Origin of the sequence: Kocuria aegyptia (assembly GCF_039530085.1) — a bacterium.
Lineage (GTDB): Bacteria > Actinomycetota > Actinomycetes > Actinomycetales > Micrococcaceae > Kocuria > Kocuria aegyptia.
The window spans coordinates 131,039-148,760 of record NZ_BAAAOA010000029.1 but is presented as its reverse complement, the minus strand read 5'-3'; the positions used below and the strand labels follow the sequence as shown (position 1 = coordinate 148,760).

15 protein-coding genes and 1 riboswitch are annotated in these 17,722 nt (G+C 74.2%); of the genes, 8 read left to right on the top strand and 7 right to left on the bottom strand.

Translation table 11 applies throughout. The annotated features are described in order from the left end of the window. Positions 1–39 precede the first annotated feature (39 nt). The 3 genes from ABD220_RS12525 (at position 40) to ABD220_RS12515 (ending at position 4,021) form a co-directional block, all read left to right on the top strand. On the top strand, positions 40–1,092 hold the full coding sequence (locus ABD220_RS12525) for a ferredoxin reductase (protein WP_344123064.1): 1,053 nt from the start codon (positions 40–42) through the stop codon (positions 1,090–1,092). Between the two features lie 51 nt (positions 1,093–1,143). Further along, a complete protein-coding gene (locus ABD220_RS12520) occupies positions 1,144–2,259 on the top strand; it encodes a fatty acid desaturase family protein (protein ID WP_344123062.1) in 1,116 nt (371 codons plus the stop codon). A 202-nt stretch (positions 2,260–2,461) separates the two neighbouring features. After that, positions 2,462–4,021: an SDR family oxidoreductase gene (locus ABD220_RS12515; RefSeq protein ID WP_344123060.1), complete on the top strand. Its 1,560-nt coding sequence runs from the start codon at positions 2,462–2,464 to the stop codon at positions 4,019–4,021. Here ABD220_RS12515 and ABD220_RS12510 read toward each other — a convergent pair. From ABD220_RS12510 to ABD220_RS12495, 4 genes are all read right to left on the bottom strand, one after another. Beyond that, entirely contained in the window at positions 3,987–4,907 is a 921-nt protein-coding gene (locus ABD220_RS12510) for a sulfurtransferase (protein WP_344123058.1), read from the bottom strand. The genes ABD220_RS12515 and ABD220_RS12510 overlap by 35 nt on opposite strands. Positions 4,908–4,945: 38 nt before the next feature. Further along, complete coding sequence (locus tag ABD220_RS12505) at positions 4,946–6,139, bottom strand: cystathionine gamma-synthase (protein ID WP_344123056.1); 1,194 nt, start codon at positions 6,137–6,139, stop codon at positions 4,946–4,948. An 8-nt stretch (positions 6,140–6,147) separates the two neighbouring features. Then, positions 6,148–7,464 carry an O-acetylhomoserine aminocarboxypropyltransferase/cysteine synthase family protein gene (locus ABD220_RS12500; protein ID WP_344123054.1) on the bottom strand — a complete coding sequence of 439 codons (1,317 nt, stop codon included), beginning with the start codon at positions 7,462–7,464 and terminating at the stop codon, positions 6,148–6,150. 37 nt (positions 7,465–7,501) lie between these two features. Further along, a riboswitch (SAM riboswitch) is annotated at positions 7,502–7,623 on the bottom strand. A 118-nt stretch (positions 7,624–7,741) separates the two neighbouring features. Further along, entirely contained in the window at positions 7,742–8,194 is a 453-nt protein-coding gene (locus ABD220_RS12495) for an Lrp/AsnC family transcriptional regulator (protein ID WP_344123053.1), read from the bottom strand. A gap of 239 nt (positions 8,195–8,433) precedes the next feature. Here ABD220_RS12495 and ABD220_RS12490 point away from each other — a divergent pair, with 239 nt between their 5' ends. The 3 genes from ABD220_RS12490 to ABD220_RS12480 are packed head-to-tail and all read left to right on the top strand — an operon-like array spanning position 8,434 to position 12,184. Beyond that, positions 8,434–9,609 carry a thiamine pyrophosphate-dependent enzyme gene (locus ABD220_RS12490; protein ID WP_344123051.1) on the top strand — a complete coding sequence of 392 codons (1,176 nt, stop codon included), beginning with the start codon at positions 8,434–8,436 and terminating at the stop codon, positions 9,607–9,609. Beyond that, positions 9,606–10,655, top strand: a complete 1,050-nt coding sequence (locus tag ABD220_RS12485) for an alpha-ketoacid dehydrogenase subunit beta (protein ID WP_344123049.1) — start codon at positions 9,606–9,608, stop codon at positions 10,653–10,655. The genes ABD220_RS12490 and ABD220_RS12485 overlap by 4 nt, the downstream gene beginning before the upstream one ends. A 2-nt stretch (positions 10,656–10,657) precedes the next feature. Next, on the top strand, positions 10,658–12,184 hold the full coding sequence (locus tag ABD220_RS12480) for a dihydrolipoamide acetyltransferase family protein (RefSeq protein ID WP_344123047.1): 1,527 nt from the start codon (positions 10,658–10,660) through the stop codon (positions 12,182–12,184). 146 nt (positions 12,185–12,330) lie between these two features. On the opposite strand, the gene ABD220_RS12475 is transcribed toward ABD220_RS12480, so the two are convergent. From ABD220_RS12475 to ABD220_RS12465, 3 genes are all read right to left on the bottom strand, one after another. Continuing rightward, a complete protein-coding gene (locus ABD220_RS12475) occupies positions 12,331–13,584 on the bottom strand; it encodes an alpha-hydroxy acid oxidase (protein ID WP_344123045.1) in 1,254 nt (417 codons plus the stop codon). Between the two features lie 90 nt (positions 13,585–13,674). Beyond that, complete coding sequence (locus ABD220_RS12470) at positions 13,675–13,836, bottom strand: hypothetical protein (RefSeq protein WP_344123043.1); 162 nt, start codon at positions 13,834–13,836, stop codon at positions 13,675–13,677. Between the two features lie 222 nt (positions 13,837–14,058). Beyond that, entirely contained in the window at positions 14,059–15,252 is a 1,194-nt protein-coding gene (locus ABD220_RS12465; protein WP_344123041.1) for a glycosyltransferase, read from the bottom strand. Between the two features lie 137 nt (positions 15,253–15,389). On the opposite strand from ABD220_RS12465, the gene ABD220_RS12460 reads away from it, so the two are divergent. Continuing rightward, positions 15,390–16,256 carry a UbiA family prenyltransferase gene (locus ABD220_RS12460; RefSeq protein ID WP_344123039.1) on the top strand — a complete coding sequence of 289 codons (867 nt, stop codon included), beginning with the start codon at positions 15,390–15,392 and terminating at the stop codon, positions 16,254–16,256. Next, positions 16,253–17,692, top strand: a complete 1,440-nt coding sequence (locus ABD220_RS12455) for a phytoene desaturase family protein (protein ID WP_344123037.1) — start codon at positions 16,253–16,255, stop codon at positions 17,690–17,692. The genes ABD220_RS12460 and ABD220_RS12455 overlap by 4 nt, the downstream gene beginning before the upstream one ends. Positions 17,693–17,722: the final 30 nt, after the last annotated feature.

Below are 17,722 nucleotides of genomic sequence, written 5' to 3'. Positions count from 1 at the left end.
GGACGAGAACCGCCGCCCGATTTGGGGCACAGTTATTAGGTGCCTCAACTGCGACTGTTCACCCGCCTGGCCTCGGCCTTCACCACCCCCCGCTCCCCCGAGGACTTCCTCCGGCTCGTCGATCCCCTGGCCAGCGCCCGCCAGCTGCGCGGCCTGGTCACCTCCGTGGTGCCCGAGACCGCGGACTCGGTGACGATCCGCTTCCGCCCCGGCCGCGGCTGGAACCCGCACGAGGCCGGCCAGTGGGCCCGCATCGGCGTGGAGATCGACGGCGTGCGGCACTGGCGCTCCTACTCCCTCAGCACGGGCGCCGGCCAGGACCCGGCCATCACGGTGACGGCGATGGGCAAGGTCTCCACCGCCCTCGTCCGGGGCACCCGGCCCGGAGACGTCCTGTTCCTCGCCCCGCCCGAGGGCGACTTCGTCCTCCCCGAGAGCCCGCGCCCGCTGCTGATGCTCACCGCCGGGAGCGGGCTGACGCCGGTCATGTCCATGATCCGCACCCTCGTCCCCCGCCGCGCGGATGCCGACCTCGTGCTCGTGCACTCCTCGCGCTCCCCGGAGGAGTCCCTGTTCCGGGAGGAGCTGCTGGAGCTCACCGACCAGTTCCCCGGCTTCCGCCTCGTCCAGTGGTTCACCGGCGAGCGCGGCCGCCGCCTCGACCTCGCGGCCACCGCCGACCTCGACTCCGCGTGCCCCGACTGGCGCGACCGCGCCGCCTACGCGTGCGGCCCCGCCGACTTCCTCGACGCCGCCGAGTCGCTGTGGCAGCGCGAGGAGGGCGAGCTGCGGGTCGAGCGCTTCGCCGCCGTGGTCGCTCCCGGCTCCGGCGGGGAGGGCGGGCGCGTGACCTTCGAGAAGTCGGACAAGGAGGTCGAGGCCGACAGCGGCACGACGCTCCTGGCCGCCGGTGAGGGCGCCGGCCTGATGATGCGCAGCGGCTGCCGCATGGGCATCTGCCACGCGTGCGTGACGCCGCTGCTCTCCGGGCAGGTCCGTGACACCCGCACCGGCGAGGTCCACGGCGAGCCCGGCCACCTCGTCCAGACCTGCGTGTCCACGGCCGCCGGTCCTGTCAGCCTCGACGCCTGACCCGAACTCCCAGCACTCCTCCCCCGACCTCGTTCCCGAAGGACAGACACCATGACCATCGTCACCCCGTTCCTGCTCGACTCGGGCCGGCCCACCGAGTCGGCCAAGCCCTCCGCCGCCGCCCACCTCTCCGATGAGCAGATCGAGGAGCTGGGCCGCGAGCTCGACGCCCTGCGCGAGTCCGTGATCGCCTCCCGCGGGGCCAAGGACGCGGCCTACATCCGCCGCGTCATCGCCACGCAGCGCACCCTCGAGCTGGCCGGGCGCGCCACCCTCCTGTTCGCCAAGCACAAACCGGCCTGGCTCGCGGGCACCGGCATGCTCACCGTCGCCAAGATCCTGGAGAACATGGAGATCGGCCACAACGTGCTGCACGGGCAGTGGGACTGGATGCGCGACCCCGACATCCACTCCACCACCTGGGAGTGGGACTTCGTGACCCCGTCCAAGGCGTGGCAGCACACCCACAACGACCTGCACCACACCTGGACGAACGTGCTCGGCAAGGACCGCGACGTCGGGTACAACGTCTTCCGCGTGGACGAGGGCCAGCCCTGGCAGTGGTGGAACCTCGGCAACCCCCTCTACAACGCGCTGCTCGCCCCCTTCTTCGAGTTCGGGATCGCCATCTACGACCTTGAGTTCGACCAGGTCCGGGAGGGCACCAAGTCGAAGGCCGAGCTCAAGCAGGGGCTGAAGGCCCTCGGCGCCAAGTTTCTCAAGCAGGTCGCCAAGGACTACGTGGCCACGCCCGCCGCCGCCAGGCTGACCGGTTCGGGGAAGCAGGCGCTGGCCGCGACCGTGACGGCCAACGCCGCCCGCAACATCTGGGCGCACGCCGTGATCTTCTGCGGCCACTTCCCCGAGGGCGTGGACACGTTCACCGAGGAGCAGATCGAGGGCGAGACCCGCGGGGACTGGTACCTGCGGCAGATGCTCGGCTCCGCCAACATCTCCGGGTCCAAGCTGATGCACCTCATGACGGGCAACCTGTCCTTCCAGATCGAGCACCACCTGTTCCCCGACCTGCCCTCGAACCGCTACGCCGAGGTCGCCGTCAAGGTGCGCGAGATCTGTGAGCGCTACGGGCTGTCCTACACCACCGGGCCGCTGCCCAAGCAGGTCGGCTCGTACTGGGCGAAGATCTTCCGCCTGGCCCTGCCCTGATCCGCCCTTCGCACGACGGCAGGCCGAACGGCCGCGATGCTCCGGCACGCGGCCGTTCCGCGTGCCGGAGCGCCGACGGGGGCGGGGGCGAAGCACGCGGCGCGGGCGGGACCGGGAGCCGGCCGGGCGGCTGTCGGTCGGTTGTCCGGGCGGCTGTCGGGCGGCGTTGGTAGGCTCGCGGAACCCGCACGAAAGGCAGGCCATGAGCTCTCCCCGGCGCGTCCTCATCACCGGTGCCACCGGTTACATCGGAGGGCGCCTGGTGCCCCGGATGCTCGAGGCCGGGCACACCGTGCGCGTCGCGGTCCGGTCCCCCGGCAAGCTGCACGCCGTGCCGTGGCGGGACCGGGTGGAGGTCGCCGAGACGGACCTCAACGACCTCGACGGGATGACCGCCGCGTGCCAGGGCGTGCACACCCTGTACTACCTGGTGCACTCCATGGGCGCCTCCCGGCAGTTCGAGGAGGAGGAGGCCGGGATGGCCCGGACCGTGGCCCGGGCCGCGGAGCGGGCCGGGGTGCGGCGCATCGTCTACCTCTCGGGCCTGCACCCCCAGGGCGTGGAACTGTCCCAGCACATGCGCTCCCGGGTCCGGGTGGGCGAGATCCTGCTCGAGAGCCCCGTCCCGGCCGTGGTCTTCCAGGCCGGTGTGGTCATCGGCTCCGGCTCGGCGTCCTTCGAGATGATCCGCCACCTCGGCGACACCCTCCCGATCATGCCGGCGCCGTCCTGGGTGACCAACAGCATCGAGCCCATCGCCGTCCGCGACGTGCTGCACTATCTGGTCCGCGCGATGGACCTGCCGGAGGACCTCAACCGCACCTTCGACATCGGCTCCCGCGACGTCATGACCTATGCGGACGCCATGCGCCGCTACGCCCGGGTCGCCGGGCTGCGCCGGCGGGTGGTCTTCCACCTCCCCCTCCCCGCGCCCCGGCTGTCCGGGTTCTGGGTGGGCATGGTCACCCCGATCCCCCTGGGGCTGGCCGTGCCGCTGGTGCAGTCGCTGCAGCACGACGCCGTGTCGGGCGAGCACGACATCGACGACCACATCCCGCCGCCCCCCGAGGGGCTGGCCGGCTACCGCCGCGCGGTGGCGCTCGCCCTGAAGAAGATCGAGGACAACTCCGTGGAGACCACGTGGGACGTCCACTACAGCTCCTCCGAGGCCGCCGCGGACCCGCTGCCCTCGGACCCGGACTGGGCGGGGCGCACGGTGTTCGTGGACGAGCGCAGCCGCACGGGTCCGGCGCGGCCCGAGCAGGTGTGGCGGGTGATCGAGTCCATCGGCGGGCGCAACGGGTGGTACTCCCTGCCCCTGGCGTGGCAGGTCCGCGGGGTCATGGACAAGCTCGTGGGCGGGGCCGGCCTCAACCGCGGCCGCCGTGACGCCACGGACCTGCAGGTGGGCGAGTACGTGGACTGGTGGCGTGTCGAGGCCATGGAGGAGGGGCGCAAGCTGCTCCTGCACGCCGAGATGCGCGCCCCCGGCCGGGCGTGGCTCGAGCTGTCCGTGGCGCCCGAGGGCGACGGCAGCCGGTACACGCAGCGGGCCATCTTCTTCCCCCGGGGCCTGCCGGGCCGGCTCTACTGGTGGGGGGTGTGGCCCTTCCACGGGTTCATCTTCCCGTCGATGGCCCGCAACATCCTCGCCGCCGCGGCCGCGCTGGACGGTCCCGGGGCCCAGGAGGCCCGGGCGGGCGGGGCGGAACAGGCGGCCGGGCGGATCACTGCTCCCGGGCAGGGCCCGGTCCGCGGCTGACCCCCTGCGGGCCTGCCACGGGCCGGGGGCCGGGCCGGCCCCACTCGCTCCAGGAGCCGTCGTAGACGGCGACGTCCTCACGCCCGGCCAGGTGGGCGCCGAGCGCCAGGACGCACGCCGTGAGGCCCGACCCGCAGCTGGTGACGATCCGCCCCTCGGGCGCGGCCGCCGCGATCCGTTCCCGCAGCTGCGGCAGGGGCAGCAGCCGGCCGTGCGCATCCTGCAGGTCGGTGTAGGGCAGGCTGACCGCCCCCGGCATGTGCCCGGGGCGCAGACCCGGCCGCGGCTCGGGCTCGGTGCCCGCGAACCGGCCGGCGGAGCGGGCGTCCAGGACGGTGGCGTCCGGGTCGGCCAGGGCGCGGGCGACGTCCTCCGCCCCGGCGAAGGCGCCCGCACGGGGCACGAGCTCCACGTCGCCGGGCTGGGCGGGCGGTGCGGCGTGCGTCCCGGTGGGCCGGCCCTCGGCGACCCACGCCGGGAGGCCGCCGTCCAGGACGGCGACCCGGTCGAAGCCCGCGGTCCGGAGCATCCACCAGACCCGGGCGGACGCGAAGATCCCCTTCCCGTCGTAGGCCACCACCGTGCTGGTGCGCGAGATGCCGAGCGCACGGGCCGCCGCGGTCAGCTGCTCCGCCGGGGGCGCCGTGTGCGGCAGGCCGGAGGACGGGTCCGAGAAGTCCCCGTCCAGGTCCAGGAGCACTGCCCCGGGCAGGGCCTCCTCCGCCCGGTTGAGCGTGGAGCTCGCGTCCACGAGCACCAGCCGGGGGTCGTGGAGGTGCTCGGCCAGCCAGGGAGCGCTCACCACGGGCCCGGGGAGTTCGAGCGGGGCGGCGTCGTGCGCGGCGCCGTTCTGCGGGGTGCCGTTCTGCGGGGTGCTGCTGCTCATGCGCCCCAGGCTAGCGCCGTCAGCGGCGGGGCGCCGGGTCAGGCGACGCCGGCGAGCGCGCGCTCGAGGTCCTCCAGCTGGTCCTCGACGTCCTCGATGCCCACCGAGAGCCGCACCAGGTCCACGGGCACGGCCAGCGCGGTGCCCCGGACGGAGGCGTGCGTCATCTCCGAGGGGTAGCAGATCAGGGACTCCACCCCGCCCAGGCTCACCGACAGCGAGTACAGCCGGGTGCCCTCCGCCACCGTCCGGGCCGCCGCCTCCCCGCCGGCGAGCCGGAAGGAGACCATGCCGCCGAACCCGCGCATCTGCGCGGCGGCGAGGGCGTGGCCGGGGTGCTCGGGCAGCCCGGGGTAGAGGACCTGCGAGACCTCGGGGCGTTCCAGGAGCCACTCGGCGATTTGCTGCGCGCTGTCCTGGTGTCGCTCCATCCGCAGGCTCAGGGTCTTGAGCCCGCGGGCGGCCAGGTAGCTGTCCTGGGGGCCGGCCACGGCGCCGGCGGCGAACTGCTGGAAGCCGACGGTTTCGGCGAGCGGGGCCCCGCGCCACTCGGCCGTCCCGACGACCACGGCTCCGCCGAGCACGTCGGAGTGCCCGCCGATGTACTTGGTGGTGGAGTGCACCACGGCGTGCGCACCGAGCTCGAGGGGGTTCTGCAGGTACGGGGACGCGAAGGTGTTGTCGACGACGAGCAGCGCCCCGGCGTCCCGGGCCAGCTGGGCCCAGGCCGCGACGTCGGCGATGCCGAGCAGCGGGTTGGACGGCGTCTCGAGCCACAGCACCTTCGTGGCGCCGGGCCGCACCGCCGCCCGGACGGTGTCGAGGTCCGTGATGTCCACGGGCGTGTGCGCGATCTCCCACGGGGCGAGGACCGTGGTGATCAGCCGGTTGGTGCCGCCGTAGCCGTCGGCACCGAGCACGATGTGGTCGCCCGGGCGCAGCACCGCGCGCAGCAGGGCGTCCTCGGCGGCGATCCCCGAGGCGAACGCGAAGCCGCGCTCGCCGCGCTCCAGGGCCGCGAGCTGCGCCTCGAAGCCGCTGCGGGTGGGGTTGGAGCCGCGGCTGTACTCGTGGCCGGCGCGCAGCACGTTGATCCCGTCCTGGGCGAACGTGGAGGTCTGGTAGATCGGCGGGATGACCGCCCCCGTCAGCGGGTCGGGCTCCTGGCCGGCGTGGACGGCGGTGGTGGTGAAGCCCCGGTGGCGGGTGCGGGTCTCGGTGGCGGACGTCATGGCGGGGCTCACTTCCGGGAGGTCTGGACGGTGTCGAGGGCCTGGCCGAGGTCGGCCACGAGGTCCTGGGGGGACTCGAGACCGATCGACAGCCGGATCGTGGTCTCGGCGATCCCGCCGGCCCGGCGCTGCTCGGGAGTCAGGCGGCAGTGCGTCATCGCCGCCGGGTGGGCCACGAGGCTGCGGGTGTCCCCGATGTTGGCGACCAGCTTGAACAGCCGGAGCGAGTCGATGAACGGGCCCACGGCGCCGTCCGGGGCGGCGAGGTCGAAGGAGAACACGGAGCCGATCCCGCGCGGGAAGTCCCGGGCGGCGATCCCGGCGCCGGGGTTCCCGGGCACGCCGGGGTGGTGGACGCGGGCAACGGTGGGGTGGCCGGCCAGGAACTCGGCCACCTCGAGGGCGGAGGCCGTGTGGCGGGCCACGCGCAGGTCCAGGGTCTCGGTGCCCTGCAGGATCTGGCTGGCGTTGAACGGGGACAGCGTGGTGCCGAGGTCGTGCACGTACTTCGCCCGGACCAGGTGCAGGTAGGGGCTGGCCCCGGCGCACTTCTCGGCGAGGCTCAGCCCGCCCCAGCGGGCACGGGCCTGGGTGAACTGCGGCCATTTCTCGGGCCGCGCGGACCAGTCGAAGCTCCCGCCGTCCACGACCGCCCCGGCGAGCGCGTTGCCGTGCCCGCCCAGGAACTTGGTGGCCGAGTGCACCACGATGTCGGCGCCCTTCTCCAGCGGCCGGTACAGGGCCGGGGACGCGAGGGTGTTGTCGACGACGACGGGGACCCCGGAGGCCCGGGCGACGTCGGCGATGCCGGGCAGGTCCGGCAGGGTGGCCAGCGGGTTGCCGATGGACTCCAGCAGGAACGCCCGGGTGTCGGGGCGCACGGCCGCGGCCCACGCCCCCGGGGCGGTCGGGTCCACGAAGGAGACCTCGATGCCGTAGTCCGCGAAGGAGTCGGTGAGCAGGTCCACCGTCCCGCCGTAGAGCTTCTCGGAGGCCACGAGGTGCTTGCCGGCGCCCTGGCCGAGGAGGGCCAGCAGCGCGACGGCCACGGCGGACTGCCCGGAGCCGGTCGCCACGGCGCCCGCACCGCCCTCGAGGTCGCTGATCCGCTGCTCGAGCACGGCCACCGTGGGGTTGCCGGTGCGCGTGTAGGTGAAGCCCGCGCGGGTCTGGGCGAACATCTGCCGGGCCGCCTCGTAGTCCGGGAACTCGAACGCCGCGGTCTGGTAGATCGGCACCGTCAGGGTGCGCTGGGTGACCTGGTCGTGGGTGCCGGCGTGGATCTGCCGGGTCGCGAGGTCGTGGTCGGTCACGGGGATGGACATGGCGCTGCTCCTGTGCCTTGCTCTTACCCGCACCGGTCGTCCGCGTGCGCCGGGTGGGCACGCCGCGGAAGATGCAGGCCGCTTCCTCATCCGAACCACCCAATGAGCATGGGGTTGGTGCGTGACCCAGTCGGAGCTTGGCGGTCACGTCTCGTGAAGCTGGAACAACACTATGCGCAGAGGTAGTCGGTGTCCCTCCGCGACGGAAGATGACGACCGTGACGGTTCATGACACCGGACGTGCGCCGGTGTCCGGTCCGTGCGTCAGGCCCGCGTGTCATGCCCGGGTGTCGATGTCCTCGAAGATCAGGAACGTCTGGGTGTCCACCACGCCGGGCAGTTGCTGGATGTGCTCGAAGATCACCTGCCGCAGGTGCACGGTGTCCACGGCCCGCACCAGGAGCATGACGTCGAAGTTCCCGCCCACCAGGGCGATGTGGTGCACGGCGGGGATCGCCTGGAGCTGGGCGCACAGCTCCCGCCAGGTGTTCTGCTGCAGCTTGAGCGTCACGTAGGCCGAGGCCTGCAGGCCCGCCCGCACCGGGTCGATCACGGTGCTGAAGCGCAGGATCACTCCCTCGTCCCGGAGCCGGTTGATCCGGGCGTAGGCGTGGGCGCGGGAGACGTGCACGGCCGCGGCGATGGCGGTCACCGACTGCCTCGCGTCCCGGGACAGCTCCTCGAGGATCTTCCGGTCGGTCTCGTCCAGCGGCACGGGGGTGGAAGGCACGGCGGGCTCCTCGGGGTGGGTCGGCGCAGCGTCCGGACCGGGTCGGACGAATGCGTGTGCTCCACGCCACACTAGAACATTTCGTCCACGCACGGTGCACCGTCTGTCTCAGACTTCTCCACTTCTCCGGCTTTGTGGATACGAAGCATGCCCGGTTCCCATACTGGGAAGACAGAGCTGCACCAGCCTTCCTGCCTCCCCGGGCCTGCGAGCGGGCCGGGACCGACCGAGGGGACATCATGAGCCAGACCGTCGAGACCCCCGAGGACCCCATCCTCCGGGCCTCCCAGACCTTCGGCATCACGCCGGAGCAGTACATGCTCCCGGCACGCGGCGAGATCCGCATGGTCGATCCGAGCGGGCGGCTGCTCGCTCCCGAGGAGCAGGGCACCGGCCCCGGCCACGAGTACCCGCTTCCGGCCCGGGACGTCCTGCTGGAGGCCTACGAGAAGCTGGTGGTCGGGCGGCGGGTCAACGACCAGAACTCCGCCCTGGTCCGCCAGGGCCGCATGGCCGTCTACCCGTCCAGCCACGGCCAGGAGGCCTGCCAGGTGGCGGCCGCCCTGTGCCTCGCGGAGGGCGACTGGCTGTTCCCCACCTACCGGGACACCGTGGCGGTCATGACCAAGGGTGTGGACCCCCTGCAGGTCATGGCGATCTTCCGCGGCGAGTGGCACGGCGGCTACGACCCGTACGAGCACCGCGTGGGCATCCAGTCCACCCCGCTCACCACCCAGCTGCTGCACGCCGTGGGCGTGGCCCACGCCGCCAAGCTGCGCGGGGAGGACACCGTGGTCCTGGCCATGTGCGGGGACGGCGCCACCAGCGAGGGCGACTTCCACGAGGCCCTGAACTTCGCGGCCGTGTTCAAGCTGCCGGTCGTGTTCTTCGTGCAGAACAACGGCTACGCGATCTCCGTGCCCCTGTCCCAGCAGTCCGCCGCCCCGAGCCTCGCGCACAAGGCGGTCGGCTACGGCATGGCGGGCGAGCGCGTGGACGGCAACGACCTCGTGGCGCTGCTCGCCACCCTGCGCCGCGCCGTGGACCTGGCGCGCTCCGAGTCCGAGCCCCTGCTCGTCGAGGCGCACACCTACCGCATGCAGGCGCACACCAACGCCGACGACGCCACGCGCTACCGGGACGACGCCGAGGTGCAGGAGTGGATCGCCAAGGACCCGGTGACCCGGATGCGCGCCTACCTCGGCGCCGAGGGCGTGCTCGACGACGCGGCGGAGCAGCGCATCGCCGCCGCCGCCGAGGACGTCGCCACGGTCCTGCGCGACGGCATGAACGCCGACGTGGAGATCGACCCGCTCGAGCTGTTCCGCCACGTCTACACCGAGCAGACCCCGCAGCTCGCCGAGCAGGAGCAGTTCCTGGCCGCCGAGCTCGCCCGAGAGGAGACCGGACAGTGAGCACCCTGCACGCCACCGCCCCGGCCGGCGAGGCCCCGGCGGTCAAGCCCGCCAGCTTCGCCCAGGCCCTCAACACCGCCCTGGCCGACGCGCTGGCCGCCGAAGACGCCGTCGTCGTCTTCGGCGAGGACGTCGGCACCCTCGGCGGCGTCTTCCGCATCACCGACGGGCTGACGAAGCGCTTCGGCCGCACCCGGTGCTTCGACACCCCGCTGGCCGAGTCCGGGATCGCCGGCATGGCCGTGGGCATGGCGATGAACCGGATGCGACCCGTCATCGAGATGCAGTTCGACGCCTTCGCCTACCCGGCCTTCGAGCAGGTCGCCTCGCACATCGCGAAGATGCACAACCGCACCCGCGGCGCCGTGCGCCTGCCGATCGTCATCCGGATCCCGTACGCGGGCGGCATCGGCGGCGTGGAGCACCACTGCGACTCCTCCGAGGCCTACTACGCCCACACCCCGGGCCTGAAGGTCTTCACCCCGGCCACGGTCGAGGACGCCTACCTCATGCTGCGCGAGGCGATCGACTCCGACGACCCGGTCGTGTTCTTCGAGCCGAAGAAGCTCTACTGGTCCAAGGCCCCCGTGGACCTGGCAGAGCTGAAGGACCGCTACGAGAACCGGGCGCCCGAGCGCCGGGGGGGCCGCGCCGTCGTCGCCCGCGCCGGCGAGGACGCCACGCTGCTGGCCTACGGGCCGTCCGTGCCGACCGCCCTGGCGGCCGCGGCGACCGCCGCCGCCGAGGGGCGCTCGCTCGAGGTCGTGGACCTGCGCAGCATCGTCCCCTTCGACGACGAGACGGTCGCCGCGTCGGTGCGGAGGACCGGTCGCGTGGTGGTCGTGGCGGAGGCGCCGGGCTTCGCGTCCGTGGCGGCCGAGATCGTGGCCCGCGTCCAGGAGCGCTGCTTCCACTCCCTGGCCGCGCCCGTGCGCCGCGTGACCGGCTTCGACATCCCCTACCCGGCGCCCAAGCTCGAGGAGCACTACCTGCCCAGCGTCGACCGCATCCTCGACGCCGTGGACGACCTGCAGTGGGAGGACTGACCATGACCGTGAAGACGTTCACCCTGCCGGATCTCGGCGAGGGACTGACCGAGGCCGAGCTCGTGAGCTGGCTCGTCCAGGTGGGCGACACCGTCGCCGTGGACCAGCCGATCGCCGAGGTGGAGACCGCCAAGTCCGCCGTGGAGGTCCCGTGCCCGTTCGCCGGGACCGTGCACCGGCTGCACGGCGCCTCGGGGCAGACCCTCGACGTGGGCGCCCCGCTGATCTCCGTGGACACCGGGGACCGGGCCGGGACCCCCGCCCCGCAGGGCGGCGGCCCCAAGGGCGGGCAGTCCTACCGGGAGGAGGAGCGCGCCGGGGCGGACCCCGCGGCGGCCGCCGGCGGCTCCGGGAACCCCGGGGCCTCCGGCGACGACGCCGGATCGGGCAGCGTGCTCATCGGCTACGGCACCCCGGCCGGCGGCACGGCCGGGCGCCGGCGCCGGCCGAAGCGGACCGGCTCCCCGACCGGGTCCCCGGCCGGTGCCGCCGCCGGGACGGGCTCCCCGCAGGCCCCGGAGCTGACGGCGGCCCAGGCGGCGCGGGCCGCGGGGGCCGCCCACGACGCGATGGCCTCGGCCCCGCGCCTGGCGCCCACGGTCGTCTCGCCGATCGTGCGCAAGCTCGCCAAGGACCGCGGCGTCGACATCTCCACCGTGCGCGGCTCGGGTCCCGGCGGGCTGATCCTGCGCCGCGACGTCGTGGGGGCGGCGGCCGGCCCCACGGCGCCGGCAGCGCAGGAGGGCGCCGCCCCGTCGTCTTCGCTCCTCGCCCCGGAGCCGTCCGCCCCGGAGCCGTCAGCCGTGGACGCCCGCACGGGCCTCGGGGTGGCCGAGCGGCTCCCGGTCGCCGGGATCCGCAAGGTCATCGGGCAGGCCATGACCCGCTCCCGCACCGAGATCCCCGAGGCGACCGTCTGGGTGGACGTGGACGCCACGAGGCTGGTGGAGCTGCGGGCCGAGCTCAAGGCCCAGGACCCCGCGACCGCGCCGGGGCTCATGGCCCTGATCGCACGGTTCGTGCTCGCCGGCCTGGCCCGCCACCCCGAGCTCGCCACCCGGATCGAGACCCTCGAGGACGGCAGCCAGGAGATCGTGCGCTTCGACGGCGTGAACCTGGGCTTCGCGGCGCAGACCGACCGCGGGCTCGTGGTGCCGAACATCCGCAACGCGCACACCCTGAGCGCCCGCGGGCTCGACGCCGAGCTCCGGCGGCTCACCGAGCTCGCGCGCTCCGGCCGGGCCGGCCCCGCCGAGCTGTCCGGCTCCACGTTCACCCTCAACAACTACGGGGTGTTCGGCACCGACGGGGCCGCGGCGATCATCAACCACCCGGAGGTCGCGATCCTCGGGATCGGCCGGATCATCGACCGCCCGTGGGTGGTCGACGGGCAGCTGGCCGTCCGCAAGGTCACCCAGCTCTCCCTCGCGTTCGACCACCGGGTGTGCGACGGCGGGGCCGCCGGCGGCTTCCTGCGCATGGTGGCCGACGCGGTGGAGAACCCGGTGTCGGTGCTCGCGGACCTGTAGCCCCGCCGGCCGCGCGAGGTCGCGTCCTGCGGTCCCGGCCGCGGGGGGCCGCGTCCTGCCGGGATCCTTGCCGCGCACCGGCAGGGCGCGGCCCCTCGGCCGGTGGCGGACCCGGTCGCGGCCCCCTGCGTGCCGGGTCCGCCGGATCAGGGCTGGTCGGCCGGGGCGTCCCTGCGGGAGAGGTCGGGGTGGCGGCGGGTGCCGAGCAGGTGCGGGCCCAGGTCGGCGATCGTCTCCGCGCCCATCAGCTGCATGCTGATCCGCACCTCCTCGGCCAGCAGCTCGATCGCCCGCTCCACGCCCTGCTGCCCGCCCGCCATCAGCCCGTAGAGGTAGGCCCGGCCGACGAGCACGAAGTCCGCGCCGGCGCACAGGGCGGTGATGACGTCCGCGCCGCTCATGATCCCGGAGTCCAGGATCAGCTCGACGGCCTCGCCCACCTCGTCCCGCACCTCGGGCAGCGCGTGCAGCGAGGCGGGGGCGCGGTCCAGCTGGCGGCCGCCGTGGTTGGAGACCACCAGCCCGTCGGCCCCGGCGGCCAGGGACTGCCGGGCGTCGTCGCGGGTCAGCACGCCCTTCACGAAGAGCTTCCCCGGCCACACGGAACGGATCCACTCGAGGTCCTCGTAGGACAGGGTCGGGTCGAACATCGCGTTCGTGATGGTGGGCAGGTCGGCGCTCGTGCTGGAGAGGGACGCGAACTTCAGGGAGTCCGTGGTCAGGAAGTTGAACCACCACTCGGGCCGGTAGGAGGCGTCGGCCAGCGTGCGCAGCGTGAGCTTCGGCGGGATGACCATGCCGTTGCGCACGTCCCGAAGCCGCTGGCCCGCCACCGGGGTGTCCACGGTGACGAGCAGGGTGCCGTAGCCGCCGGCCGCGGCGCGCTCCAGCAGGTCCCGGGAGCGGGCCCGGTCCTTCCACAGGTACAGCTGGAACCAGCGGACGGCGTCCGGGCCGGCCGCGGCGACCTCCTCCAGCGAACGGGTGCCCATGGTGGACAGCGTGAAGGGGATTCCGGCCCGCGCCGCCGCACGGACGCCCCCGATCTCGCCCTCCGCGTGCATGAAGCGGGTGAACCCGGTCGGGGCGATGCCGAACGGCAGCGCGGACCGGACCCCGGAGATCGGCGTGGACAGGTCCAGGGCGGCGATGCCGTGCAGGATCCGGGGCAGCAGCTCGACCGCGTCGAAGGCCTCCCGCGAGCGCCGGCGGGTCAGCTCGCGCTGGGCCGCGCCGTCCGCGTAGTCGAACGCCGGGCGCGGGATGCGGCGGCGGGCGATCCGGCGCAGGTCCCAGAGGTCCGCGGCGCCGGCCAGCCGGGCCGCGCGGCGGTCGAGGGCGGGGGTCTCGAACTGCAGGAGCGGGCGCAGCTCGGACCACTGGGGCAGGCGCCGTTGCATGGCGGACCTCCTGACGGTCGGTGTGCTCCCGACCACACTACGACGGAGATCCTGCCGCCGGGTGCCCGCGCCGCGGGGGCGGTGCGCCGTTCAGTCGGTCTCGGGGCCCGCGCAGTACGGGCAGTCCTGCTCGATGTCGGACCAGCTGCGCCGTCCGGCCCCGAGGGTCCGCGGTGCGGGCGCTCGGTCGGAGATCTCGTCCGGGCGCGAGGAGGCCTGGGCGGAACGGGACGGGAGCAGGTCGACGGTCATGGGGCTGTCCTCCGGGAGGGGTGGTGGCGGGCGGGGCGCCCGGTCCCTCCAGTATCGAGGGCGCCACGCGTCAGGAACAGCGATGAAATCCGATGCTGATCCGTCAGCCGGCCTGATGGGTCCGCCCGGGGCCGTCCCCGCGGCCGCGAGGGCCCGGGCCCCCACCTCCGGGGGCGTGCTCCGCAGGCGTGCTCCGCAGGCGTGCTCCCGCCGCGCCCGGGCTCAGAGCCCGGTGAGGACGTCGAGGGCGGCCGGCAGTCCCTGTTCCTGCCGGACCGCGCGCCCCACGCGCTGGGCCTGCTCCCGCCGGGCGAGGGCGTCGCCCACGGCGGGAACCAGGGTCTGCGGCTTCAGCGACCGGCGCGGGATCGGGGCGGCGGCGATCCCGCGCCGGTGCAGCTGCCGGCCCCAGAAGGGCTGGTCGACGAGGAAGGGCACCACCACGGACGGGATGCCCGCGCGGGCCACCGTGTGCACCGTGCCCGCCCCGCCGTGGTGGACCGCCAGGGCGGCGTCCGGGAGCAGGGCGTCCAGCGGCGCGGACGGCACGACGAGCACGTCCTCGCCGCGGCGGTCCTCCGGCAGGGTCAGTCCGCCCCAGCCCGTGACCAGGAGGGTCCGCAGGCCGTGGGCGCGCGCGCTGTCCACGACCGTCCTGCCCCCAGCGGACGGGTCGCCGCCCGTCATGGAGCCGAAGGTCGCCACCAGGCACGGCCCGCCCCGGACGAACCCGGCCACCGCCGGGTCCGGGTCAGGGGCACCGGCGTCGCAGTGCCACGAACCGGTCAGGTGGACCCTGTCCGGCCAGTCGGCGGGCCGGGGCAGCAGCTGCGGGCTGATCCCCATCAGCGTGGCACGGGACGCCGCGGGGGGTGAGGCCGTCCGGCCGCCCGGCAGCTGCCGACAGGCGCGCTCGACGTCCCGCCGGAACAGCCGGGCGCCGCTGCGGGGGACCGCGTAGGTCGCCCGGTTGAACGGCCCGAGGTCCTTCGAGACCGTGGGCCCGCCCGGCGCGGAGAACTCCTGCGTGGGCGTGGCCACCGGCACGAACTCGGCCAGGGCGCGGGGGACGCCGAGGGCGTCCGCCACGGCCGGTGCCGTGAGGACCAGCGGGTGGTGCAGGACCAGGTCCGGTGCGAACGCGAGGGTCTCCCGCACCGCCGCGGAGAGCATCCTCCGCATCCCCGGGCCGACCTCGGAGCGGAAGTGGTGCACCGCCGTCCACGGCGAGAGCCCGCGGGTGCCCATCAGCCGGTGGAAGTCCACGTCCAGGCTCACGGTGTCGACCCCGGAGAGGTCGGCCCCGGAGTTCTCCGGCACCCCCAGCCGGACCTGGTGGCCCCGTGCGGCGGCGTACCGTGCGAGGGCCACGAAGGGCTCCACGTCGCCGCGGGTTCCGGAGGTCAGCAGCATCATGCGCACCCCCACAGTCTGCCCCGCGGCGGGAGGGAGCACGGACGGACCGGCGGCGGGGCCGTGCCGGGGGCCCCGGCCCCGCGTAGGGTGGGAGCACCCGGGCTCCCCCGGTCCCCTGCCGTCCGAGGAGGCTCTCCGTGCCCGAGGCGAGACCCGCCCCCGCGGTGCACCGGATCGTGCACATCTCCCGGCCGGTGCTCTGGGTCAACACCCTGGGCCCCGGTGTGGTGGGCATGTGGCTCGCCGGATCGCTCTGGCAGTGGGAGGCCCTGCCGCTCCTGCTGTGGCTGTCCCTGCCGTTCAACCTGCTGATCTACGGCGTCAACGACATCTTCGACCAGGACACCGACGCCCTCAACCCGCGCAAGGGCTCGCTCGAGGGAGCCCTGATCGAGTCCTCCGAGGTCCGCACCATCTGGACCTCGGTGCTCGTCACCAACGTGCCGTTCGTCGTCTGGTTCGCCGTCGCCCTGCCCCCGGCAGCGCTGGGCTGGATCGCGCTGTACGTGCTGGTCTTCGTCTTCTACTCGGCTCCTCCCCTGCGCTTCAAGGCCCGGGCGTACCTGGACTCGCTGAGCAACGCCGCCTACGCGCTGCCGCTGGTCTTCGTCGCGATCGCGCTCGGGTCGGCTCCCGTGTGGCCCGCGGCGCTCGGCCTGATGGCCTGGAGCGTCGCCAAGCACGCGTTCGACGCCGTCCAGGACATCGAGGAGGACCGCGCGGTGGCCATCACCACCACGGCGGTCCGGCTGGGACCGCGCGGGACGGCCCTGTGGTGCGCCGGCTGGTGGGCCGCGTCCACGCTGGGCTTCGCGCTGGTCAGCCTCCTGGTGGCCGCGGTCAACGCCCTCATCGCCGGGTGGCTCGTGGTCTCCCTGCTGCGGGATCCGAGCCCCGGGACCGGGCACCGGCTCTACCGGCACTCCATCGCCTTCCCCTACGTCGCCGGCGCCGTGGCCGGTGTGCAGCTGACGTTGGCGCTGTTCTTCGGGCTGTACCCGTGAGCCGCGTCGTCGTCGTCGGCGGTGGCGTCGGCGGGCTGACCTCGGCCGTGCTGCTCGGCCACGCCGGCCACCGCGTCACCCTGCTGGAGGCCGCCGAGCACCTCGGCGGCAAGAGCCGCCGTCTCGAGGCCGAGGGGCAGCGCCTGGACACCGGCCCGTCCCTCTTCACCTTCCCGGGCGTCTGGGAGGAGCTCCTCCGCCGCCTGGACCGCCTGCGTGCCGCCGGCACCGCGGGTACGGCGGCGCGTGCCCCCCGGGCCGAGGAGACGGCCGGGCTCGAGCTGGAACGCCTGCCCGCGGTCGGCACCTACTACTACCGCGGGACCCGGTGCGAGCTGCCTGTTCCGCACGGGCACCCCTGGCATCCGGCGTGGACCCGTTTCGAGGCCGAGCATGGCGTGCTGGGCCCGGACATCACGCGGCTGCTGACCACCGACGTGCTGGATCGGGCGGCCTATCCCGCGCTGGGCCGGCTCGGAAAGCTGTACGGGCGCAGGCTCACGACCCGCGACTACCTCGACAGCCTCACCTGGATGCCGGAGGGCCTGCGCGAGGTCATCGCCATCCACACCCTCAACGCCGGCGTCGGCCCGGCCCGGACGCCGGCGCTCTACGCGAGCATGCCCGCCGTCATGGCCCGCGACGGCGTCTGGATCCCCCGGGGCGGTGTGCACGAGCTCGTCGAGGCGCTCCGGCGCCTCGCCGCGGACGCCGGGGTCGAGCTCCGCACCGGTGAACCGGTGACCTCCGTGGCGCCCGGGCGCGTCCGCACGGACCGGGGCGCCTATCCGGCCGACGCGGTCGTGAGCGGGATCGACGCCCACCGGCTGGAGGGCCTGCTGACGGGGCGCGCCCCCCGGTCCCCGCGCCGGCTCAGCTGCTCGGCGATCGCGGTCTACGCCGTGCTCGACTCCGAGCTGCCCGACGGGACGCCCCGGCACGGAGTCGTGCTGCCCGACCGGCCCGCCGACCTCTACGCCGATCTGGAGGCCGGCTCCGAGCCCGAGCAGACCATGGCCTTCGCGAACCACTACCCGGCGCAGGCAGCCCGGCCCAACAGCGCGGCCACGCTCGCCTTGCTGCTGACCGCGCCGGCCAACGGGAAGTCCTACACCCTCGAGGACCCGTTCGTCGCGCGCGAGCTCGGGCGCACGGCACGGGTGCTCGGACTGCCCGGACCGATCACGGACCGCTTCCGCAGCACGCGGATCCTGGACCCCGCGTACTTCGCCGCGCACGGCTCGGAGGGCGGGGCGCTGTACGGGTCCGTGCGGCCGTCGTGGCGCAGCGGGCCGTTCCACGCCCCGGCCCACACCAGCCCCCTGCGGCCGTGGCTGTGGCGGGTGGGCGCCTCCGTGCACCCGGGCGGCGGGCTGCCCGCGGTGCTGGGCGGGGCCATGATCTCGACCGGCAAGCTGCTGAAGCGCCTCGGATAGGGCGGAAGCCCACCGGCGGGTCCGCGGCCA

Coding starts and splice junctions, on each gene's coding strand:
- ABD220_RS12475 (WP_344123045.1), bottom strand. CDS start 13,584: ATGCAACGGCGCCTGCCCCAGTGGTCCGAGCTGCGCCCGCTCCTGCAG.
- ABD220_RS12490 (WP_344123051.1), top strand. CDS start 8,434: ATGAGCCAGACCGTCGAGACCCCCGAGGACCCCATCCTCCGGGCCTCC.
- ABD220_RS12515 (WP_344123060.1), top strand. CDS start 2,462: ATGAGCTCTCCCCGGCGCGTCCTCATCACCGGTGCCACCGGTTACATC.
- ABD220_RS12500 (WP_344123054.1), bottom strand. CDS start 7,464: ATGTCCATCCCCGTGACCGACCACGACCTCGCGACCCGGCAGATCCAC.
- ABD220_RS12510 (WP_344123058.1), bottom strand. CDS start 4,907: ATGAGCAGCAGCACCCCGCAGAACGGCACCCCGCAGAACGGCGCCGCG.
- ABD220_RS12465 (WP_344123041.1), bottom strand. CDS start 15,252: ATGATGCTGCTGACCTCCGGAACCCGCGGCGACGTGGAGCCCTTCGTG.
- ABD220_RS12480 (WP_344123047.1), top strand. CDS start 10,658: ATGACCGTGAAGACGTTCACCCTGCCGGATCTCGGCGAGGGACTGACC.
- ABD220_RS12505 (WP_344123056.1), bottom strand. CDS start 6,139: ATGACGTCCGCCACCGAGACCCGCACCCGCCACCGGGGCTTCACCACC.
- ABD220_RS12470 (WP_344123043.1), bottom strand. CDS start 13,836: ATGACCGTCGACCTGCTCCCGTCCCGTTCCGCCCAGGCCTCCTCGCGC.
- ABD220_RS12520 (WP_344123062.1), top strand. CDS start 1,144: ATGACCATCGTCACCCCGTTCCTGCTCGACTCGGGCCGGCCCACCGAG.